This window comes from Sinorhizobium sp. M4_45, from assembly GCF_002885915.1.
GTDB lineage: Bacteria > Pseudomonadota > Alphaproteobacteria > Rhizobiales > Rhizobiaceae > Sinorhizobium > Sinorhizobium meliloti_A.
Genome location: NZ_NWVE01000003.1, coordinates 483752 through 501869, shown reverse-complemented (window position 1 = coordinate 501869; position 18118 = coordinate 483752). Strand labels below are relative to the sequence as shown.

Below are 18118 nucleotides of genomic sequence, written 5' to 3'. Positions count from 1 at the left end.
CGCACCCCCGATTCAACGTGCCTACGAAGCGTTGCGCGCCAGACGGAGCTTGGCGTCGAATGGGAACTCTTCGCCTGCTTGCGTGTTGATCAGCGGATCAACAAACGTGGGATATCCGATGCCAAAGGCCAATGGTTTCAGCAGGTTTGCAAGTACGGTGGCGGAGTATGCCGGGCGCCCCGCCGTCTTTGTCCTCGCCCTTGTATTGATAGCCGTATGGGCCCTCACAGGTCCGATCTTCGGTTTCTCCCAGACGTGGCAACTCGTCGTCAATACCGGCACGACGATCGTCACCTTCCTGATGGTCTTCGTCCTTCAGAACACGCAGAACCGGGACGGCCGGGCGCTTCAGACGAAGCTCGACGAGCTCATTCTGACCAGCTCGGCTGAGAACCGTTACGTAGGCATTGAAAGGCTCGACGAGAAAGAGCTGAAACGCCTGGGCGAGATACTCCAGCAGCACGCTCACGACGAAGACGATCATACGCTTCGGGAAAAGGTCGCGGACGTTCTCAGCCGGCGGCCGCCGGTCCGGAGCTAGGCGTCGGAACCAAAACACACCGCATCCGTTTGCCTGACGAATGGCGGGCAACCGCATAACCCAATGCGGCATGGAAGCGCCGCAGCGAGCGAGGAGGTGCCATATGCATCTTGTAGGTACACAGGTGATCCCCGAACAGGCCGGGAAAGCCGGCTTCACGGTCGAATTCGTCGGCGACGGCGGCGAGATCGTTTCGGTCACGATGCGCAACGACGCGGCCGCGAACCTCAATCGGCTCAACGCCATCGAAAAGGCGCAAGCCGTCATGCGTGAGTTCGCGTCTGCCGATTGCAGCGCGATCGAGGAGTCCCAGGAGACCTCGAAAATCCACCGCAGCGCACGCGGCGCGAAAGACACGGATGAAATGGAAAGGCAGCTCGACGAGGGCCTCGAGGACACATTCCCCGCCAGCGATCCGGTATCCGTTACGGTTTCCACCATCCCGACCGACCGCGCGAAGAACGGCCAGCCATGAACCAGTCCTCGCCCGTCGCCTTGATCACCGGTGCCGGGTCCGGCATCGGCCGAGCCACCGCGTTTGCGCTTGCCGCAGACGGCGTGAAGGTAGGAGCGCTGGGGCGCACCCGCATGGAGGTGGAGGAAGTCGCCGATGAGATCGTCGGTGCCGGCGGACAGGCGATCGCGCTGGAGGCGGATATCTCCGACGAGCTGCAGATGCGCAACGCAGTCAGAGATCTCGTGCTCAAGTTCGGCCAACTGGATATCGTCGTCGCCAATGCCGGCATCAACGGCGTCTGGGCGCCGATCGATGACCTGAAGCCTTTCGAATGGGACGAGACGATCGCCGTCAACCTGCGCGGCACGTTCCTGACCCTGCATTTGACGGTCCCCTACCTGAAACAGCGCGGAGGCGGCGCCATCGTGGTCGTTTCGTCGATCAATGGCACCCGCACCTTCACGACACCGGGCGCCACGGCCTACACTGCCACGAAGGCGGCGCAGGTCGCGATCGTTCAGCAATTGGCGCTGGAGCTCGGCAAGCACCACATCCGGGTCAACGCCGTTTGCCCCGGCGAGATCGAGACGAACATCAACGAGAACACCAAGCTGCGCCACGAAGCGGAAACGGCAATTCCCGTCGAATGGCCGGAGGGGCAGGTGCCTATCACCGACGGGCAACCGGGACGCAGCGAAGACGTGGCGGAGCTTATCCGTTTTCTCGTCTCCGAGCGCGCGCGCCACGTGACCGGAAGCCCCGTCTGGATCGACGGCGGCCAGGGCCTGCTGCGATAGTCCCTCCCCTCGTCACCGATCATGATCGACAAGAATGCGTTCCGCGCTCGCTCGCCGGCCGTCTTTCCCGGTCTCGCCCGAGATGCGTTCCCCTCGCGACACTTCCACACGCAAAGCCGCACAGGAAAGGGCCCCGCCCGGGGCGGCGGGGCCCAGTATTTTGTTCGTTATTATTGAGGAGCGCGTGGATCCGTAGGGGCTTTGCGGAGAGGGAACTTGATTCCACGCGGTCCGACTATCAAACCGTGCAGCGATGCGTTTGTTCCCTTCGCACCGAATAATGTTGTCGCGTCCGTATTTTCCCGGACGATACCGCCGACGAGGGCAAGCGATGGCGGCGAATGAATCGTTAACCATCTAGCCGATAGAGGTGGCTGGTGATGAACGTGGGGTGATTCGATGGCAGCTGAGTTTGGTGAACGAGCCATGGTCCGGGGCGGCGAAGTGGTCGCGTTTCCTTTGGCGGCACGCGCAGGCGATGTCGAGCGCTGCGCACGCGAACTCGATCTGATACACGGGCCCGCTGCCGTCCACTACTGGAAGAGCGAGTGCCGAAAGCTCGCCGAGCAGCTTTCCGCACTGGGTCTACGGGAGGACGATATACGAAACGAGGTCCTCGCGTTCCAGGCGGAAGTCCAGATTGCTATCGCCGAACGCTATCAGGAGCCTGCGGCCCGGAACCGCTCCGACAGCCGCCCATGATGCCTCGATCTTTGTAACGCCGGATTAAATCACCCGGTCCAGCTGTGTACGCTGAACTGCGCTTCCTCGGCGGCCTTGATGAAGGCGGCACGTGCGACATCGGGCTCGTCATCGCCGTCGATCACGCGCTCGCATGCTGCAAAGGCCTCGCGCTTTGCGTCTCCGTCGGCAACCGGCCAGTGATTTTTGAGGCAAAGAAAAGCGTCGCGGGTGCTCTGTACCCGTAGGACGCGGTTCTCACCGGCCTCGAGAATCACCGCCTCGCTCCAGAGGCGATCCTGCGTCAGCATGTCGACATTCCTTCAAGTTGGTTATCGACGGGCGCGGGCCGGTTGATTCCCTCGAGAACGAGACCGCCGAGTTCCGGATTGACCCGGCTGATGTCCGCAAGAGCCACGATACCGGCCGCGTGTCGCTTCCCGTTGACGACGACGAGGCGCCGGATGCGCAGGTCGTGCATTTTCTGGGCGGCAAGCAGGAGGCTGTCGTCCTCCTCGCAGGATTCGGCAGCGACTGTCATGAACTCGAACACGGCCGTGGAACTGGACAGCCCCTGCGCGACAACGGAGGTAACGATATCCCGATCGGTGACGATCCCGAGGATCGTTCCGACACCCGGCGTTTCCACCGGCACCGCGCCAACCCCTGTCTCGGCCATGAGCCGGGCGACGGACTGCGCCGTATCGGTGGGAGAAACGGTGAAAACCTGTCGAGACATTACGTCCCGCACACGGACCATCTTGTCCTCATGGCCGGCCATCGATGAGGCTCCTCCCATTGATCGAGGCCGGAATTGCCACCTCATCTGCGGTCGACTTCTTTGGAGTGAGGTCGACACGGTAAGGGCCAATGACCTGAGGTTGCCAGGTATTCCGCCCGGATTTCTTCGGATTTGGATTTTCAGGCGGCCGGGCAAAGTTCGGACGCTTCTGTTTCAGTCGAACGCGCACGATACGCTCCCTTCTCTTGCGTGGACATGCGGGGGCTGAAAACGCAGCCTTTCGATTAACGCACGAAGGTAGAAGGGGTTCCGGTTTAATTGCCCCGGCAGGCGTCTCAAGGCGGCTCAGGGTCCAGATCCGTTCGGTCCCTCGCATCCTGCAGGATGGAAGCGATTTCCGACGTCATGGCGTTCTGCCTGGCAAAGGCTTCCGAGGGTACGACGCCGGGATCTTCCTCATGATCCTGAACGATGGGCACCTCTTCCAGGGCGCGGTTGATTTCCGCCCAGACGTCCTTGTGGCGGTAAAGCGCGGATAGAACGGCAACGAGGATTTCTCTGTGCGCCGCCAGGCGAAACTCGATGCTTTGATTTTCCATCTATCGCCCTCAACGGCTTGCGTGGCGGCGCATACCGCCACGCTCGTGATTCAGGGACAGGAGCCGCACGAAGCAGACTTGCGCATGCATGCTGCGCACCTCCAGCGCCGCGTCTCCGTCAGAGACGCAATGCTACTCCAAGACTTCCACGACCGTGTGCGTCTTCGGATTTACCACGACGCGCTTTTCGTTGACGATCGCATAGGCAAAATCGGGCTGGTCCGGGATCGTGTGGATCTCCACTGTTTCCGGAATCGGTTGCCCGACGACAATCTCGCCTTCATAGGTGATAGAAGGCGTGTTCTGCTCCATCACATAGGTTCTCACTTCGCCCGGCAGGACGACTGTCGTCTGCGCGACGGCCGATGAACCGATCAAAAGCAGTGCGGCAGTCATAGATGCAAATCTCTTCATGGCGTTCTCCTTCCACTCAACTGAATGTCCCTAGACCACTCAAACTGGTAATGTCGCTTTTGGTTCCCGTGGTCGAGCGGTGGAGATCTCTCCCGGTGTACGGCCGCGCGATCAGATGCCGCATTGAGCGTGTCGGGGAAATATCCCCCGCCTCTCAGGAACCAAAGGGCCGGAAAGGCATTTCCCAACGTCACCTAGAGAAATCTTCATAGGCAGAAGGGCAATATTCGACATGCCTGCTATCGGCGGTCACGCATCGCAACAATCACCGCTGCTTGAGGAGCAAGTCGTCGATCTGATTCCCGCTCTGCGGGCGTTCGCTCGAACGTTCACGTCAGCGTCGTTCGAGGCCGACGACCTCGTTCAGGAGACATTGTTCCGGGCGTTAAGAAGCATCGAGCAGTTCGAGCCCGGTACGAGCCTCAAGTCCTGGCTGTTCACGATCATGCGAAATGCATTTCGTACTCAGTACAAGATCCGCACGCGGGAAAGCCCGGGGAGCACCAATTGCGCCGAATTGCCGATTCCAACGGCGCCGTCGCAGGAGTGGTCCGTCCTCAACGGCGAGCTGCGCAGCGCGCTTGGGGCTCTTTCACCGGAGCACCGCGAGGTCCTCGTGCTCGTTGCCGGATTCGGCATGAGCTATAAGGAAGCCGCTGACATATGCGACTGCGCGATCGGTACGATCAAGAGCCGGCTCAGCCGGGCACGTGACGAACTGACGGCGCAAATGCACGGCAATCCGCTGAACTGAGCGGACGAGCGGCTCAACGAGAGCAAACCGGCTTCCGGTCAGCGCTTCCGCTCGTCAAGGGCCTTTTGCAACTCCCGCGCCAGTTCGAGAAGTCGCTCCGGGACTGCTTCCTTGCGCATCTTCTGGACGAGCGACGCAATCCGCTCATCAACGGCTTTTTCCGCGTCCGCATCCGCGGAAACCCTGCTATCGTCCATTCGCCCGTCCTTAACCACGACCCGGATCCTGCTACAGAATATTGTTCCCGCTCGGCGCTGTACATCATCAAAACGGCGGGCGTGAAAGGGCTACAGCCATGGTGAGCTGAAACATTCTTCCGACCGTGTGGGCAAACCGGGAACTTTATACCTCGGCCCGAATACCGTTTACCGACGCGTTCCGCAAGCGCAATGCGCTTTCAGCATGCGCGGTTACTTGTCCGAGACGTGTTCCTTCTTTCCCTTGCGCTTGGTCGATGCCATTTCCTCGAGTTCCTTCTCGGTCATGGACTCTTCCATGCCCCTGGAGGCGCCCTTGAGTTCGCTCTTCTTCTTTTCGCCTCGTTTGGCGGCAAGGGCCGCGCCGGCAGCCTTCTGCTGCGCCTTCGATTTTGCAGGCATGGCTCCTTTCTCCTTTCGGTGCATGGCACTCACCGCAATGCACGGAGTTCGCTCCCGCACGCGTCGCTGCCGGAACCGGCGAGACTCGATTATGTTCCGCCGCTCGAGCCAGCTTTACGGTTCAAGCGGAAACAATGACGGAAGCTCGGGGGTGCATGGCGGGACGGAAACGAAGGGGCTTTCCGACCCTCTCTCCTTCGCTCTATTCGTTGTCGATCTCGAGCTTCTTGCTGAAGACCAGCGCGAGGACCGTGCAAAGAGCGCCGGAGAGAAGATAGTAGCCCGCGAAGGCGAGCCCGAAGCGGCTGGTCAGCCCTAGTGCCACCAGCGGCGCAAAGCCTGCGCCGATCAGCCAGGACAGGTCCGAGGTGAGCGCCGCCCCCGTATAGCGGTACGCCTTGCCGAAGCGCGACGCGACGGCTCCGGCGGCCTGGCCGAAGGAGAGGCCGAGGATCGTGAAACCGACGATCACGAAGACGTCGCGACCGGTGGCGCCAGCCTGGAGCAGCATCGGGGCGACGAAGCTGAAAATCGCGATCAGGACCGCACAAATTCCGAGGTGATTGCGCCGGCCGATGCGATCGGCAATCAGCCCGGAAGCGACGATGGCGAGGATGCCGCAGACCGCGCCGAGGAACTGCACCATCAGGAACGAACTTGCGCCGTGATCCGTGTAGATTTCCACCCAGCTGAGCGGAAATACGGTCACCAGATGGAAGAGAGCGAAGCTTGCAAGCGGGACGAAGGCGCCGATGAGGACGTTGCCTCCATTTGCCCTGAGCACTTCCGTGACCCGGGCCGCCTGAAGCTCGTGCATGTCGAGCAGCGTTCCGAATTCCTTCGTCATGACGAGCCGCAGGCGCGTGAACAGCGCGACGACATTGATCGCAAAGGCTACGAAGAACGGGTAGCGCCAACCCCAGGCTAGGAAGTCCGCCTCGGAAATCGAAACGAGAAAATAGGCGAAGAGGGCGCTGGCGAGCATGAAGCCAAGGGGCGCGCCCAGCTGCGGAATCATCGCGTACCAGCCGCGATGGTGCTGCGGCGCGTTCAGAGCGAGAAGCGAGGCGAGCCCGTCCCAGGCGCCACCAAGCGCAAATCCCTGACCGAGACGAAAGACGGCAAGCAGCGCGATGGACCAGGCGCCGAGTGTCGCATAGCCCGGCAGGAAGGCGATCGATGCCGTCGAGCCGCCGAGGAGGAAAAGAGCGATCGTCAGCTTGACGCCTCGGCCGTAAGTGCGGTCGATGGCCATGAAGACCAGCGAACCGACCGGCCTTGCAACGAAGGCAAGCGAAAAAATGGCGAAGGAGTAGAGCGTTGCCGTCAGCCGATCCGGGGCGAAAGGAAAGAAGAGCTGCGGAAAGACGACCACCGAGGCGATGCCATAGACGAAGAAGTCGAAGAATTCCGCTGCCCGGCCGATAACCACGCCGATGGCGATATTGCCGGCAGATACGGAGGTGTCGTCGTGAATGCGCCGCGCGTCGCGCTCCATCGAAGAAGACGACGGTCCCAGGGACTGTTGCATTGCACTGCTCATTAAACGCCTCCCGCGCTCGCACGGGGGCTAGGAACATGCGGTGTTCCGCCGCACCCGCTCGTACTCTCAAGGTGAGAGCGCAAGGCCCCCTTGGAGGGATCTTGACCAATCAACCGCTCATATCAAGGGGAGAAACGCGAAATATTGCGTTTCACGTCCTCACTACCTGCAAGCGGCGGAAGATGCTGCGCCGCAAAACGACTGCGGCGGATTGCTGCAGTGCGACCATCGACCTCATACCTTTCCCATCCACTCTACTTTAGTCGCAGAGCCGTCGAAACAAATAGAGCTTCGAGCCGTGCCAGAACTGTTGAAGTTTTCCCGCCGCCTCGCCGTTTTGCCGCTGTTCTTCGTGATCGCGGGATGCGACATGGTGGTGATGTCGCCGTCCGGCGATATCGCTGCGCAGCAACGCGATCTGATCGTCATATCGACGTTCCTCATGCTGCTGATCATCGTCCCGGTCGTATTCCTGACGCTCTTCTTCGCCTGGCGGTATCGCCGGTCCAACACCAGCGCCACCTACGATCCGGAGTGGCACCACTCGACGGCGCTCGAGGTGGTGATCTGGTCGGCACCGCTTGCGATCATCATCGCGCTCGGGGCGATCACCTGGATCAGCACGCACAAGCTCGACCCCTATCGGCCGCTCGACCGGCTGGATGCGGAAAGGGCGATACCCGCGGACGCCAGACCGCTGACCGTCGAGGTCGTGGCGCTCGACTGGAAATGGCTGTTCTTCTATCCCGACCTCGGGGTCGCGACCGTCAACGAGCTCGCAGCCCCAGTCGACGTTCCGATCCACTTCAAGATCACCGCTTCCTCGGTGATGAACTCCTTCTATATTCCGGCCCTTGCCGGCCAGATCTATGCGATGCCGGGCATGGAAACGAAGCTCCACGCGGTGATCAACAAGCCGGGCGAATACGAAGGCTTCTCGGCCAATTACAGTGGCGACGGCTTCTCCCACATGCGTTTCAAGTTCCACGGGCTCGACCGGCAGGGCTTCGACGATTGGGTGGCGCGGGTGAAGGCGCAGGGGACCGCGCTCAACCGCGACGCCTATCTGAAGCTCGAAAAGCCGAGCGAAAGGGAGCCGGTCCGCTATTACGCCGCGGTCGAGGACGGCTTGTATCGGGCAATCCTCAACCTATGCGTCGCACCCGGCAAGATGTGCATGGAGGAGATGATGCACATCGACATGATGGGGGGCGCCGGCAAGGAGAGCGCCGAGAACCGGAAAAAGCTGGAATACGACAACAGGCATTCCCTTGCGGAAGGAGCGCCGGCCGCAACGCACCCGGCAACGGGCACACCTGCGCGCAGCCAGCAGGAGCCGCAGGGCACCGGCGAAGAGGAGTCGATGCAGCACGATATGCCCATGGGGGGACACGAGGGACACTCGATGCCGGGCATGAACCATGAGAGCGATCCGGCACCGCCGCAGCTCAACCATTGAACACGGCGCGTTGCGCCAACGATTGAACAGGTTTCCCATGTTCTCCGATCCAGATTTTCTGAAGCTCATCTTCGGCCGGCTTACCCTCGACGCAATCCCTTATCACGAGCCGATCCTCGTCGTGACCTTTCTCGCGGTCGCGCTCGGCGGCATCGCGCTGATCGGGCTCATCACCTATTACCGCTTCTGGGGGACGCTCTGGCGCGACTGGCTGACGAGCGTCGACCACAAGAAGATCGGCATCATGTACATCATCCTCGCGCTGGTGATGCTGCTGCGCGGATTTTCCGACGCGATCATGATGCGGCTGCAGCAGGCGATGGCCTTCGGCGGCTCGGAAGGCTACCTGCCGCCGCATCATTATGACCAGGTCTTCACCGCACACGGGGTCATCATGATCTTCTTCATGGCGATGCCCTTCGTGACGGGGCTGATGAACTTCGTCGTGCCGCTGCAGATCGGCGCCCGCGACGTCTCCTTCCCCTTCCTCAACAATTTCAGCTTCTGGATGACGACGGCCGGCGCGATCATCATCATGCTCTCGCTCTTCGTCGGCGAGTTCGCGCGGACCGGATGGCTTGCCTATCCGCCGCTGTCGGGCGCTGACTACAGCCCCGGCGTCGGGGTCGACTATTACATCTGGGGCCTGCAGGTCGCCGGCATCGGAACGACCCTGTCGGGGATAAACCTCATCGCCACCATCGTGAAGATGCGCGCCCCCGGGATGACGATGATGAAGATGCCGGTCTTCACCTGGACCTCGCTCTGCACCAACGTGCTGATCGTCGCCACCTTCCCGGTGCTGACCGCGACGCTGGCGCTGCTTACGCTCGATCGGTACGCCGGCACGAACTTCTTCACCAACGACCTCGGCGGCAATCCGATGATGTATGTCAACCTCATCTGGATCTGGGGCCATCCGGAGGTCTACATCCTCATCCTGCCGGCCTTCGGCATTTTCTCGGAAGTCGTCGCGACCTTCTGCGGCAAGCGGCTCTTCGGCTATGCCTCGATGGTCTATGCAACGGTCGTCATCACCATCCTCTCCTACATCGTCTGGCTGCACCACTTCTTCACCATGGGCTCGGGTGCGAGCGTCAATGCCTTCTTCGGAATCACGACGATGATCATCTCGATCCCGACCGGAGCGAAGATGTTCAACTGGCTCTTCACCATGTATCGCGGCCGCATCCGCTACGAGGTGCCGATGCTCTGGACCCTCGGTTTCATGGTGACCTTCGTGCTCGGCGGCATGACCGGCGTTCTGCTTGCCGTTCCGCCTGCCGATTTCGTGCTGCACAATTCGCTGTTCCTCATCGCCCACTTCCACAACGTCATCATAGGCGGCGTCGTCTTCGGGCTGATGGCAGGCGTCGTCTACTGGTTCCCGAAGGCTTTCGGATTCAGGCTCGATCCGTTCTGGGGCAAGATGTCCTTCTGGTTCTGGCTGACCGGCTTCTACTTCGCCTTCATGCCGCTCTACGTGCTCGGGCTCATGGGGGTCACGCGCCGCGTCAGCCAGTTCGAGGATCCCTCGCTGCAGATCTGGTTCGTCATCGCGGCCTTCGGCGCCTTCCTGATCGCGCTCGGCATCCTGTCGATGCTGATCCAGCTCGTCGTCAGTTTCGTCAGGCGCGAAGAACTGCGCGACACGACCGGCGACCCCTGGGACGGGCGCACGCTCGAATGGTCGACCGCCTCGCCACCACCGGATTACAATTTCGCCTTCACCCCGCTCGTCCACGATCAGGACTCCTGGTGGGACATGAAAAAGCGCGGCCACAGCCGGCCGCTTGCAGGCTTCAAGCCGATCCACATGCCGAAGAACACCGGCACAGGCGTCATCCTCGGGGCGATCAGCGTCGTCTTCGCCTTCGCCATGGTCTGGTACATGTGGTGGCTGGTGATCCTCTCCTTCGTCGCCATGGTGGTGATCGCCGTCGGTCACACCTTCAACTATGACCGCGACTTCCACATTCCTGCAAACGTCGTCGCCGACACAGAGGGCAAGCGCACAGAAGTGCTTGCCGCCGAGGTGCAAGCATGACCGAGTTCCGTACCGAACGCGCGCGTGATGCGGACGAGGCGCCGACCTTCTACCTGACGGAGGAACATCACCCCGAAGGGAGCACGATGCTCGGCTTCTGGCTCTATCTGATGAGCGACTGCCTGATCTTCGCGGTTCTCTTCGCCACCCATGCGGTTCTCGGCCGCAACTATGCCGCAGGCCCCTCGCCCGCCGATCTCTTCGACCTGCCGCTCGTCGCGGTGAACACGTCGATGCTGCTTTTTTCCTCGATCACCTACGGCTTCGCCATGCTGGCGATGGAACGCTACGAGAAAAAAGCGACGCTCGCCTGGATGGCGGTCACCGCGCTCTTCGGCATCGCCTTCGTCGGGCTCGAGCTCTACGAATTCGCGCATCTGATCCATGAGGGCGCCGGACCGCAGCGCAGCGCCTTCCTGTCCTCCTTCTTCACGCTCGTCGGCACGCACGGTCTGCACGTGACCGCCGGCATCGTCTGGATGTTCGTGCTCATGGCGCAGGTCGCAAAGCGCGGGCTGATCCCGGAAAACAAGCGCCGCCTCACGTGCCTTTCGATGTTCTGGCACTTCCTCGACGTCGTCTGGATCGGCGTCTTTTCCTTCGTCTATCTGATGGGAGTTCTCGGATGAGTACGCACGCACCTTCGCACGAGGACGCTTTCGAGGCCCATCATGGCCACAGCCATGGTCACGACGCGGGACACGGAACGCTGAAGAGTTACGTGACCGGCTTCGTCCTCTCCGTCATCCTGACCGCGATCCCCTTCTGGCTGGTAATGGCCGACGTTCTCGACAGCGCCGTCCTCACCGCCACGATCATCATGGCTCTCGGGGCCGTCCAGATCGTCGTCCACATGATCTTCTTCCTGCACATGAACACCCGCTCGGAAGGCGGCTGGACGATGATGGCGCTGATCTTCACGATCCTTCTCGTCGCCATCGCGCTTTCCGGATCGCTCTGGGTCATGCATCACCTGAACACGAACATGATGCCGATGAGCCCGGAAATGATGAAGAACATGCCGTGAAGCGGAGCTTCGCCCCTCACTGGACCCTCTCCCCGCCTGCGACCGCCTGCGGGGAGAAGGCGCCGGCAGGCGGATGAGGGGCGCCAGCAGATCGAATTCAATGACAACCTTGCAATGGTAGATTCTCAAGTCGAAGCCGCATCCCGACAGCACTCCCGGCTCTCTCTTGCGATCCTCAGCATCCTCGGCCTCCTGCTCATCGCGGCTTTTGCTGCGCTCGGCACGTGGCAGCTCAAACGCCTCTCCTGGAAGCTCGACCTGATCGCACGGGTCGAGGAGCGCGTCCAGGCGGCACCCGTGCCTGTGCCGCCCCGCAGCGACTGGCCGAACATCAGCGCCGCGCGAGACGAATACCGGCACGTCACTCTCCACGGCCGCTTCCTCCACGAGAAGGAAACGCTGGTCTATGCCGCAACCGAGCGCGGTGCCGGCTATTGGGTTGTGACGCCCCTTGCGGCTGCCGATGGGACGACCGTGCTCGTGAACCGCGGCTTCGTTCCGACGGAAAGGCGTGAGGCATCGACGCGGCGGGAAGGCCAGATCGAGGGCGAGGCGAAGGTCACCGGCCTGATGCGCATGGACGAGCCGAACGGTTCACTCCTTCAGTCGAACAAGGCCGGGGAAAACCGTTGGTATTCGCGCGACGTGGGTGCGATCGCTGCGGCGCGCGGCCTCTCCGAGGTCGCGCCCTACTTTGTCGACGCGGATGCTGTCCCCAATCGCGGCGGGCTTCCCGTCGGAGGCCTGACGCGCGTCGTCTTCGCCAATAATCACCTCGTTTATGCCGTCACATGGTACGGTCTCGCGGCCATGACGGCGGGTATGCTGGTGATTTTGTGGAGGTCGGCGAGGAGATCGGCCCCGGCGCGGCGTAACGGCCGCGCCGGCCAAGACATCAATTCGCGGAGTTGAGGGTCATCGATGTGCCCGCGGCCGCGACGTTGAGACCGAGCTGGCCGGTAACGCTGACCGTCTGGAGGTGGATAGAGCCGGAGGTGCCGCCGACAAGGACGTTGGCCCCCACGCCCGCACCGAGCGTCGCCTCGGCGCTCGCGCCCTTATAGATACCGCTCAAAGAACCATGGTGGTAGCCGGCCGTCGGCGCGAACACGGCCCAGATCAACCGGCTGCGCATCGTGAAACCCACATCGATCCCGAGTTTGCGAATTTCTCCCGTGTAGCGATCCTCGATCATGTCGCCGCCCAGCGACCGGAAAGCGCACTCGACCTCTTTGGACGAACCGAGCACGTAGCCGGCGCCGCCGCCGATGTCGCATTCCAGATAGCCTATCTTCACACCGCCGCGCGCGTCCTGCACCGCCGGCGGCGGCGCCGGCTCCCGATAGGTCAGATCGGCGGCATCGGCGGCATTGGCGCCCGCGGCGGCAAACGCGATCGTGACCGCGAAAAACGCCTTGGCGAGAGTCTTTTTCATGCATCTTCTCCTTTTCGGCTCATGATCGGCAGAAACCCCGGCCGATCGTCCGAAACAAATTCAGTAATGTCAGCCGCACGGAAAGCTATCGTGCCGCTATGCCTGCCACTCAGGCGGGCTCACGTTTTCGTTGCATTGAGACGATTCGGAGGCAGGCTCGACAACAACTTACTTTTGCGCAGAAGTGTTGCCTTTCGGCCAAAGCCTGAAGCGCGACGCCTCGAAACGATTTGCCACGCGCATCAGCCGCCGTTGACGAGATTGAGGATGAGCTGGTGAACATTGCCGCCGTCGCTGAGCTCGGCCCTGTCGAAGTCGCGGCTCTTCTGTCTTTGCATGCGGGAGATTTCGCCGAGCCGCTTCGTCATTTCGGATTTGATCTTGCGGCATTGGGGATCGTCGGCAACGGTGAGGCCCACGGTGGCGGCCTCGATGGCGCTCACCATCTCCTTGATGAAGTCGCCATGGACCAGCTCATGCTTTCTCACGCCGGCGATGAAGGTCTGCCAGCGGCCCTCAATATTAGCCGGCAGCTTTCCGGCAAGCTTCGGCAGCGTATAGGTGATGGTGAGCTTCGGCAGCGCCGACGCGAGCACGCAGGCCCCGTCTCGCTCCTCATATTTCCGCCTCCAGGTGAGTTTGAAGCTCGTATGGGCGATCGCGCGCCCGAGGCCGCCCACCTGCGGTCCTCGTTCGCCGATGGAAGCATAGAGCTCCGGCCCGGACTGCCCGGTGATCGCGTAAGTCTCTGTCTTTTCGACCGCCCGCCATTCCCCGCAGGCGGCCGCCGGCACCAGCAGAAGACAGGCCAACAGAAAACAAGTTCGACGGCCCGCCAAGCCAACCCCCACGAAAACCTTCATTGAATGCGGGCGCAACCTAACGGGGATGGGTCCGGCATTCAATCGTCCCGATCTGCCCCTTCGCGGCAGCTGCCGGTCAGACGCTGCTCAACAGGAGACTGGTCTCGCTGTTGGCCACGCCGTCGATCATTCGCACCTCGCGCAGGATCCGGTCGAATTCGGAGAGATTAGCTGCCCGTATGTTGGCGACCAGATCCCAGTTGCCGTTGGTGGTGTGCAGCGTATAAATCTCCGGCATGCCACGCAGTTTGCGAACAACCTGCGTCGTCGACTTCCCCACAACCTCGATCATCATCACCGCATGAACCGTGTTGAGGTCGTAGTCTTCCCTGACGCGCACCGTGAATCCGAGAAGCGTCCCGGTCTCCAGCAGGCGATCCAGGCGATTTTGCACGGTGCCACGCGCCACGCCCAGCGCGTCGGAAAGTTTGGAAAGAGATGCCCGGCCGTCGGCGCGCAGATGCGCAATGATCCGGCGGTCCAGATCATCCGGAGTGTATTTTGCAACGACGGAATCGCCCACCGCTGTTCTGCTCATATTGCACAATCCGACTGGAAAAATCGCTCAATTCGGTGCCGAAAATAGCACATGTTTGCGCTTTCGACCAGCGCCCGCAATCGCTACCCTGTCCTGGAGTACAGCAAGCCGCCAAGAGGAATCTCCATGTTCTCCCCGCTTCCTTCAGCCAAGGCCATGGTGCCCTTCGTCAGCGTCGACAACATGATGCGCCTCGTGCATCACCTCGGTGTGGAAACGGTTCTGGCGGAACTCACGGATGCCATCGAGGCGGATTTCCGCCGCTGGGAAAGTTTCGACAAGACGCCGCGCGTCGCCAGCCACTCGCGCGACGGCGTGATCGAGCTGATGCCGACCTCCGACGGCAGAATCTACAGTTTCAAATATGTCAACGGTCACCCGAAGAACACCGCCGAGGGGCTGCAGACGGTGACTGCATTCGGGCTGCTCGCCGAGGTTTCGACGGGCTATCCGGCACTGCTGACCGAGATGACGATACTGACGGCACTCAGAACTGCCGCAACCTCGGCAATGGCTGCCCGGCACCTGGCGCCGAAGAATGCACGCACCATGGCTATGATTGGCAACGGCGCGCAGGCCGAGTTCCAGGCCCTGGCGATGAAGGCCGTCTGTGGCATCGACAGCATCCGCCTTTACGATATCGACCCCCGTGCAACGGAAAAGGCCGCCCGCAACCTCGACGGTTCCGGGCTGAAGATCGTGTCCTGCAGGTCCGCGCAGGAAGCGATCGAAGGCGCCGAGATCGTTACCACCTGTACGGCCGACAAGCAGTTCGCCACGATTCTCACCGACAACATGGTCGGCGCCGGCATCCACATCAACGCAATCGGCGGCGATTGCCCCGGCAAGACGGAATTGCATTGCGATATCCTGAAGCGCTCGGACGTCTTCGTCGAATATCCGCCGCAGACCCGGATCGAGGGCGAAATCCAGCAGATGGCACCCGATTTTCCCGTGACCGAATTCTGGAAGGTCGTCACGGGCGAGGCGCAGGGCCGGCGCGACGCCCGCCAGATCACCCTCTTCGACAGTGTCGGCTTCGCAATCGAGGATTTCTCTGCGCTCCGCTACGTCCGCGATCGCCTCCCCGGAACCGACTTCTATCAGAACCTCGACATGATCGCCGACCCGGATGACCCGCGCGACCTGTTCGGTATGCTTCTGCGGGCAAAAGAGAGCGAAGAAGCCGTCTAAGCCCTGTCAAGGTTCGGGCCACCCGCCGCCGCTTGTTTGGTCGCCTCATTCCCGTGCTCGTTGTCTAGCCCGGACACAGGAATGAGGGTAGAGAGGGTGCGGTCCGTCGGCGCGCTTCATTGCGTCACAGGTCGACCATCCCTGGCATATTCCCAAGCGAATGTCGTAGGAACCACACATCCCCGGTCCTCATTCCTGTGCTTGTCACAGGAATCCAGCCAGACCAAGTCCTTGGGCTGAAAGAGCGCATCCCGCGCCGCAGACGCGGCGCTGCTCGCATCCCTGTGACGAGCACAGAGGTGAGGGCGGAGAGGGTGTGAGGCGGCGCGGAAGGTCCCGGGTCACGCCCGTATACAGCGTCCCGTTTCGCTTCTATGAGAGAATGTAGACGTAACCTTTCATTGCGTCACAGGTTGACCATTCCCCGCCCGGGCGGCACCGCTTCACCTGGCCTGCAGACGCAACATCGCCTTTCGAGCATCCTCGACGAGCGCATGGCCGGGATGACGGCGGATGAAGCGCTCGTAGGCCTCCACCGTATTTTCCGCCTGTGCGGCCTCGAACTCCGATCGCACGGCCCGCTCGTAGTCGGGTGGCTTCTGCATATCCGCTCCGCTTGGCTTCATCGCGCCTTGCGCCATGGCCGGAGACATTGCCGTAAATCCCAGCACAAGCAACTGCGCAATTTTGCGAAATGTCACGAACCGATCCTATTTTACGGCATCCCTACGACAATAGTAGCCAATGTCGCTGATAATTGCTAATCAGAACATACAACAATAGCGGGAATTTCGAATGAGCGGCACCGGAAAGTCTCTTAAGTTCGTCAAAGCAACCGGAAACAGCGTCGTTGATTCGTTGCTGACAGGAGACGCATGGGTCGGCACGATAACCTACGCATTCCCGACATGGCGCGGAGGCTACGGCTACGGGTTCGAAAAATACTACGGATTTACTTCGATATCGGCGGCACAGGCGAAAACAGCGCTTTTCGCCATGGAGCAATCCTACGGTTCGGCGGCCAATGACGGCTTTTCGGTCGAGGATTCACCAATGCCAGCTTCAAGGCGGGAAGCGCCAGCACGCGACGATCCTGTTCGCGCAATCGTGGCTGCCGGACACCGCCTATGCTTACCTGCCGGCGCTCGATGCCTCCGGCGGCGACATCTGGTTCGGCACGGCCTATGCCGGCACGGCGGACGACTACCGCAAGCCGGTCGCGGGCAATTACGCATGGCACACGCTCCTGCACGAGCTCGGCCACGCACTGGGCCTGAAGCACGGCCATGAAGGGGACGTCTACGGCGCCTCGCCCGCACGATACGACTCGATCGAATATTCGATCATTACCTATCGCGGCTATATCGGCGCCGACGAGGGCTAATATTACGAGCAGTTCGGCGCGCCGCAGACCTCATGATGGCCGACAGCGCCGCGCTTCAGGAAATGTACGGCGCCGATTTCACGACCAATGCCGGCAATACGGTGTATAAGTGGACGCCGGGCAGCGGCACCACTTTCGTGAACGGCGGATCCGGGATCTCGCCCGGCGCGAACCGCATCTTCGCAACCATCTGGGACGGCGGCGGCAACGACACCTACGATTTGAGCGCCTATACCAATGCCCTCAAGATCGATCTCAGGCCGGGCAGCGCTTCGACCTTCGGCATCGACCAGCTGGCCTGGCTCGGCGGTGGTCCGAATGGCGGCTTTGCCGCCGGAACATTTTCAATGCGCTGCTTTACCATGGCGATGCGCGCTCGCTGATCGAAAACGTCAAGGGAGGCTCGTCCGGCGACTCGATCATGGGCAACCAGGCAGCCAATGTGCTGTGGGGTTACGGGGGCAATGACAGGCTTAGCGGCGACACGGGCAACGACACGCTCTATGGCGGCTCCGGTTCCGACAGAATCTACGGCGGAAAAGGCAACGACAAGCTCTACGGCGAATCCGGCAACGACCTGCTCTATGCCGCCGCGGGCGCGGACCGTCTGAACGGGGGCAGCGGGAGCGACAGCTTCACGTTCAAGGCGCTCTCCGATTCGACGGTCGCAAAGTCCGGGCGCGACACCATTTTCGATTTCACGGCAAAGTCCGACAGGATCGATCTCTCTGCGATCGATGCCAATACCTCCTCCGCCGGCGACCAGGCGTTTGTCTTCGTCGGAAGCGCCGCCTTCGGCGGCAAGAAGGGTGAGCTACGCTATGTCCGCGATGTCTCCGACAACTTATATCTACGGCGATGTGAACGGCGACAGGAAGGCGGATTTCGCGATTCACCTGGATGATGCCGTCACCCTCCAGAAGGGCTATTTCGTCCTCTAGACCGCCTGAACCGGCTGGACACACGCAGGACGCACCCACTCCTTGCAGCATCGCATCTTGCATTCGAAAGCAAGTGGCTGCGCAGCTGCAGGGGGCGCGGCAC

22 protein-coding genes and 1 pseudogene are annotated in these 18118 nt (G+C 61.5%); 12 read left to right on the top strand and 11 right to left on the bottom strand.

Annotated elements, in window-relative coordinates; genetic code table 11:
* Positions 1-118 precede the first annotated feature (118 nt).
* The 4 genes from CN933_RS12630 (at position 119) to CN933_RS12615 (ending at position 2497) form a co-directional block, all read left to right on the top strand.
* Complete coding sequence (locus CN933_RS12630) at positions 119-541, top strand: low affinity iron permease family protein (protein ID WP_102761700.1); 423 nt, start codon at positions 119-121, stop codon at positions 539-541.
* A gap of 103 nt (positions 542-644) precedes the next feature.
* Positions 645-1016 carry a hypothetical protein gene (locus tag CN933_RS12625; RefSeq protein ID WP_164866837.1) on the top strand — a complete coding sequence of 124 codons (372 nt, stop codon included), beginning with the start codon at positions 645-647 and terminating at the stop codon, positions 1014-1016.
* Positions 1013-1795, top strand: a complete 783-nt coding sequence (locus tag CN933_RS12620) for an SDR family oxidoreductase (protein ID WP_102761698.1) — start codon at positions 1013-1015, stop codon at positions 1793-1795. Before CN933_RS12625 ends, CN933_RS12620 begins: the two co-directional genes overlap by 4 nt.
* Before the next feature lie 399 nt (positions 1796-2194).
* Positions 2195-2497 carry a DUF6074 family protein gene (locus CN933_RS12615; RefSeq protein ID WP_018099030.1) on the top strand — a complete coding sequence of 101 codons (303 nt, stop codon included), beginning with the start codon at positions 2195-2197 and terminating at the stop codon, positions 2495-2497.
* A gap of 29 nt (positions 2498-2526) precedes the next feature.
* Here the strand turns inward: CN933_RS12615 and CN933_RS12610 are convergent, their stop codons facing one another.
* From CN933_RS12610 to CN933_RS12590, 4 genes are all read right to left on the bottom strand, one after another.
* Positions 2527-2787 carry a DUF982 domain-containing protein gene (locus CN933_RS12610; protein ID WP_018099031.1) on the bottom strand — a complete coding sequence of 87 codons (261 nt, stop codon included), beginning with the start codon at positions 2785-2787 and terminating at the stop codon, positions 2527-2529.
* Positions 2781-3257, bottom strand: a complete 477-nt coding sequence (locus CN933_RS12605; protein ID WP_018099032.1) for a CBS domain-containing protein — start codon at positions 3255-3257, stop codon at positions 2781-2783. Before CN933_RS12605 ends, CN933_RS12610 begins: the two co-directional genes overlap by 7 nt.
* Positions 3258-3553: 296 nt before the next feature.
* Complete coding sequence (locus tag CN933_RS12595; RefSeq protein WP_102761696.1) at positions 3554-3817, bottom strand: hypothetical protein; 264 nt, start codon at positions 3815-3817, stop codon at positions 3554-3556.
* A 132-nt stretch (positions 3818-3949) separates the two neighbouring features.
* A complete protein-coding gene (locus CN933_RS12590) occupies positions 3950-4231 on the bottom strand; it encodes a DUF1236 domain-containing protein (protein ID WP_018099034.1) in 282 nt (93 codons plus the stop codon).
* A 232-nt stretch (positions 4232-4463) separates the two neighbouring features.
* On the opposite strand from CN933_RS12590, the gene CN933_RS12585 reads away from it, so the two are divergent.
* On the top strand, positions 4464-4985 hold the full coding sequence (locus CN933_RS12585; protein WP_018099035.1) for a sigma-70 family RNA polymerase sigma factor: 522 nt from the start codon (positions 4464-4466) through the stop codon (positions 4983-4985).
* A gap of 38 nt (positions 4986-5023) precedes the next feature.
* Here the strand turns inward: CN933_RS12585 and CN933_RS31495 are convergent, their stop codons facing one another.
* From CN933_RS31495 to CN933_RS12570, 3 genes are all read right to left on the bottom strand, one after another.
* Positions 5024-5182, bottom strand: coding sequence for a hypothetical protein (locus CN933_RS31495; protein WP_018099036.1), 159 nt, complete (start codon positions 5180-5182; stop codon positions 5024-5026).
* Positions 5183-5395: 213 nt separating this feature from the next.
* Positions 5396-5584, bottom strand: coding sequence for a DUF3008 family protein (locus CN933_RS12575; RefSeq protein ID WP_003526298.1), 189 nt, complete (start codon positions 5582-5584; stop codon positions 5396-5398).
* Positions 5585-5786: 202 nt separating this feature from the next.
* Positions 5787-7127 (bottom strand): MFS transporter, encoded by a 1341-nt coding sequence (locus CN933_RS12570; protein WP_102761694.1) that lies wholly within the window; start codon positions 7125-7127, stop codon positions 5787-5789.
* A 298-nt stretch (positions 7128-7425) separates the two neighbouring features.
* Here CN933_RS12570 and cyoA point away from each other — a divergent pair, with 298 nt between their 5' ends.
* The 5 genes from cyoA to CN933_RS12545 all read left to right on the top strand — a co-directional run bounded on the left by cyoA (position 7426) and on the right by CN933_RS12545 (position 12572).
* Positions 7426-8586 (top strand): ubiquinol oxidase subunit II, encoded by a 1161-nt coding sequence (gene cyoA / locus CN933_RS12565; RefSeq protein ID WP_102761693.1) that lies wholly within the window; start codon positions 7426-7428, stop codon positions 8584-8586.
* A gap of 37 nt (positions 8587-8623) precedes the next feature.
* Positions 8624-10633 carry a cytochrome o ubiquinol oxidase subunit I gene (gene cyoB, locus CN933_RS12560; RefSeq protein WP_102761692.1) on the top strand — a complete coding sequence of 670 codons (2010 nt, stop codon included), beginning with the start codon at positions 8624-8626 and terminating at the stop codon, positions 10631-10633.
* Positions 10630-11262: a cytochrome o ubiquinol oxidase subunit III gene (gene cyoC / locus CN933_RS12555; RefSeq protein ID WP_102761691.1), complete on the top strand. Its 633-nt coding sequence runs from the start codon at positions 10630-10632 to the stop codon at positions 11260-11262. Before cyoB ends, cyoC begins: the two co-directional genes overlap by 4 nt.
* Entirely contained in the window at positions 11259-11660 is a 402-nt protein-coding gene (cyoD, locus tag CN933_RS12550) for a cytochrome o ubiquinol oxidase subunit IV (RefSeq protein ID WP_102761690.1), read from the top strand. The genes cyoC and cyoD overlap by 4 nt, the downstream gene beginning before the upstream one ends.
* 114 nt (positions 11661-11774) lie before the next feature.
* Positions 11775-12572 (top strand): SURF1 family protein, encoded by a 798-nt coding sequence (locus tag CN933_RS12545; RefSeq protein ID WP_102761689.1) that lies wholly within the window; start codon positions 11775-11777, stop codon positions 12570-12572.
* Here the strand turns inward: CN933_RS12545 and CN933_RS12540 are convergent.
* The 3 genes from CN933_RS12540 to CN933_RS12530 form a co-directional block, all read right to left on the bottom strand.
* The gene (locus tag CN933_RS12540) at positions 12556-13095 is read right to left on the bottom strand and encodes a DUF992 domain-containing protein (RefSeq protein ID WP_102761688.1); all 540 of its coding nucleotides are present in this window, start codon (positions 13093-13095) and stop codon (positions 12556-12558) included. The two genes, CN933_RS12545 and CN933_RS12540, sit on opposite strands and share 17 nt — an antisense overlap.
* Positions 13096-13337: 242 nt before the next feature.
* Positions 13338-13958 carry a DUF922 domain-containing Zn-dependent protease gene (locus tag CN933_RS12535; protein WP_180980709.1) on the bottom strand — a complete coding sequence of 207 codons (621 nt, stop codon included), beginning with the start codon at positions 13956-13958 and terminating at the stop codon, positions 13338-13340.
* Positions 13959-14034: 76 nt separating this feature from the next.
* Positions 14035-14496 carry an Lrp/AsnC family transcriptional regulator gene (locus tag CN933_RS12530; RefSeq protein WP_018099044.1) on the bottom strand — a complete coding sequence of 154 codons (462 nt, stop codon included), beginning with the start codon at positions 14494-14496 and terminating at the stop codon, positions 14035-14037.
* A gap of 126 nt (positions 14497-14622) precedes the next feature.
* Between CN933_RS12530 and ocd the strand changes: the two genes are divergently transcribed.
* Positions 14623-15690: an ornithine cyclodeaminase gene (gene ocd / locus CN933_RS12525; protein WP_102761763.1), complete on the top strand. Its 1068-nt coding sequence runs from the start codon at positions 14623-14625 to the stop codon at positions 15688-15690.
* 443 nt (positions 15691-16133) lie between these two features.
* Here ocd and CN933_RS12510 read toward each other — a convergent pair whose 3' ends face one another.
* On the bottom strand, positions 16134-16391 hold the full coding sequence (locus CN933_RS12510) for a hypothetical protein (RefSeq protein ID WP_164866823.1): 258 nt from the start codon (positions 16389-16391) through the stop codon (positions 16134-16136).
* A 94-nt stretch (positions 16392-16485) separates the two neighbouring features.
* On the opposite strand from CN933_RS12510, the pseudogene CN933_RS32540 reads away from it, so the two are divergent.
* Positions 16486-18015, top strand: a pseudogene (locus CN933_RS32540) (M10 family metallopeptidase).
* Positions 18016-18118: the final 103 nt, after the last annotated feature.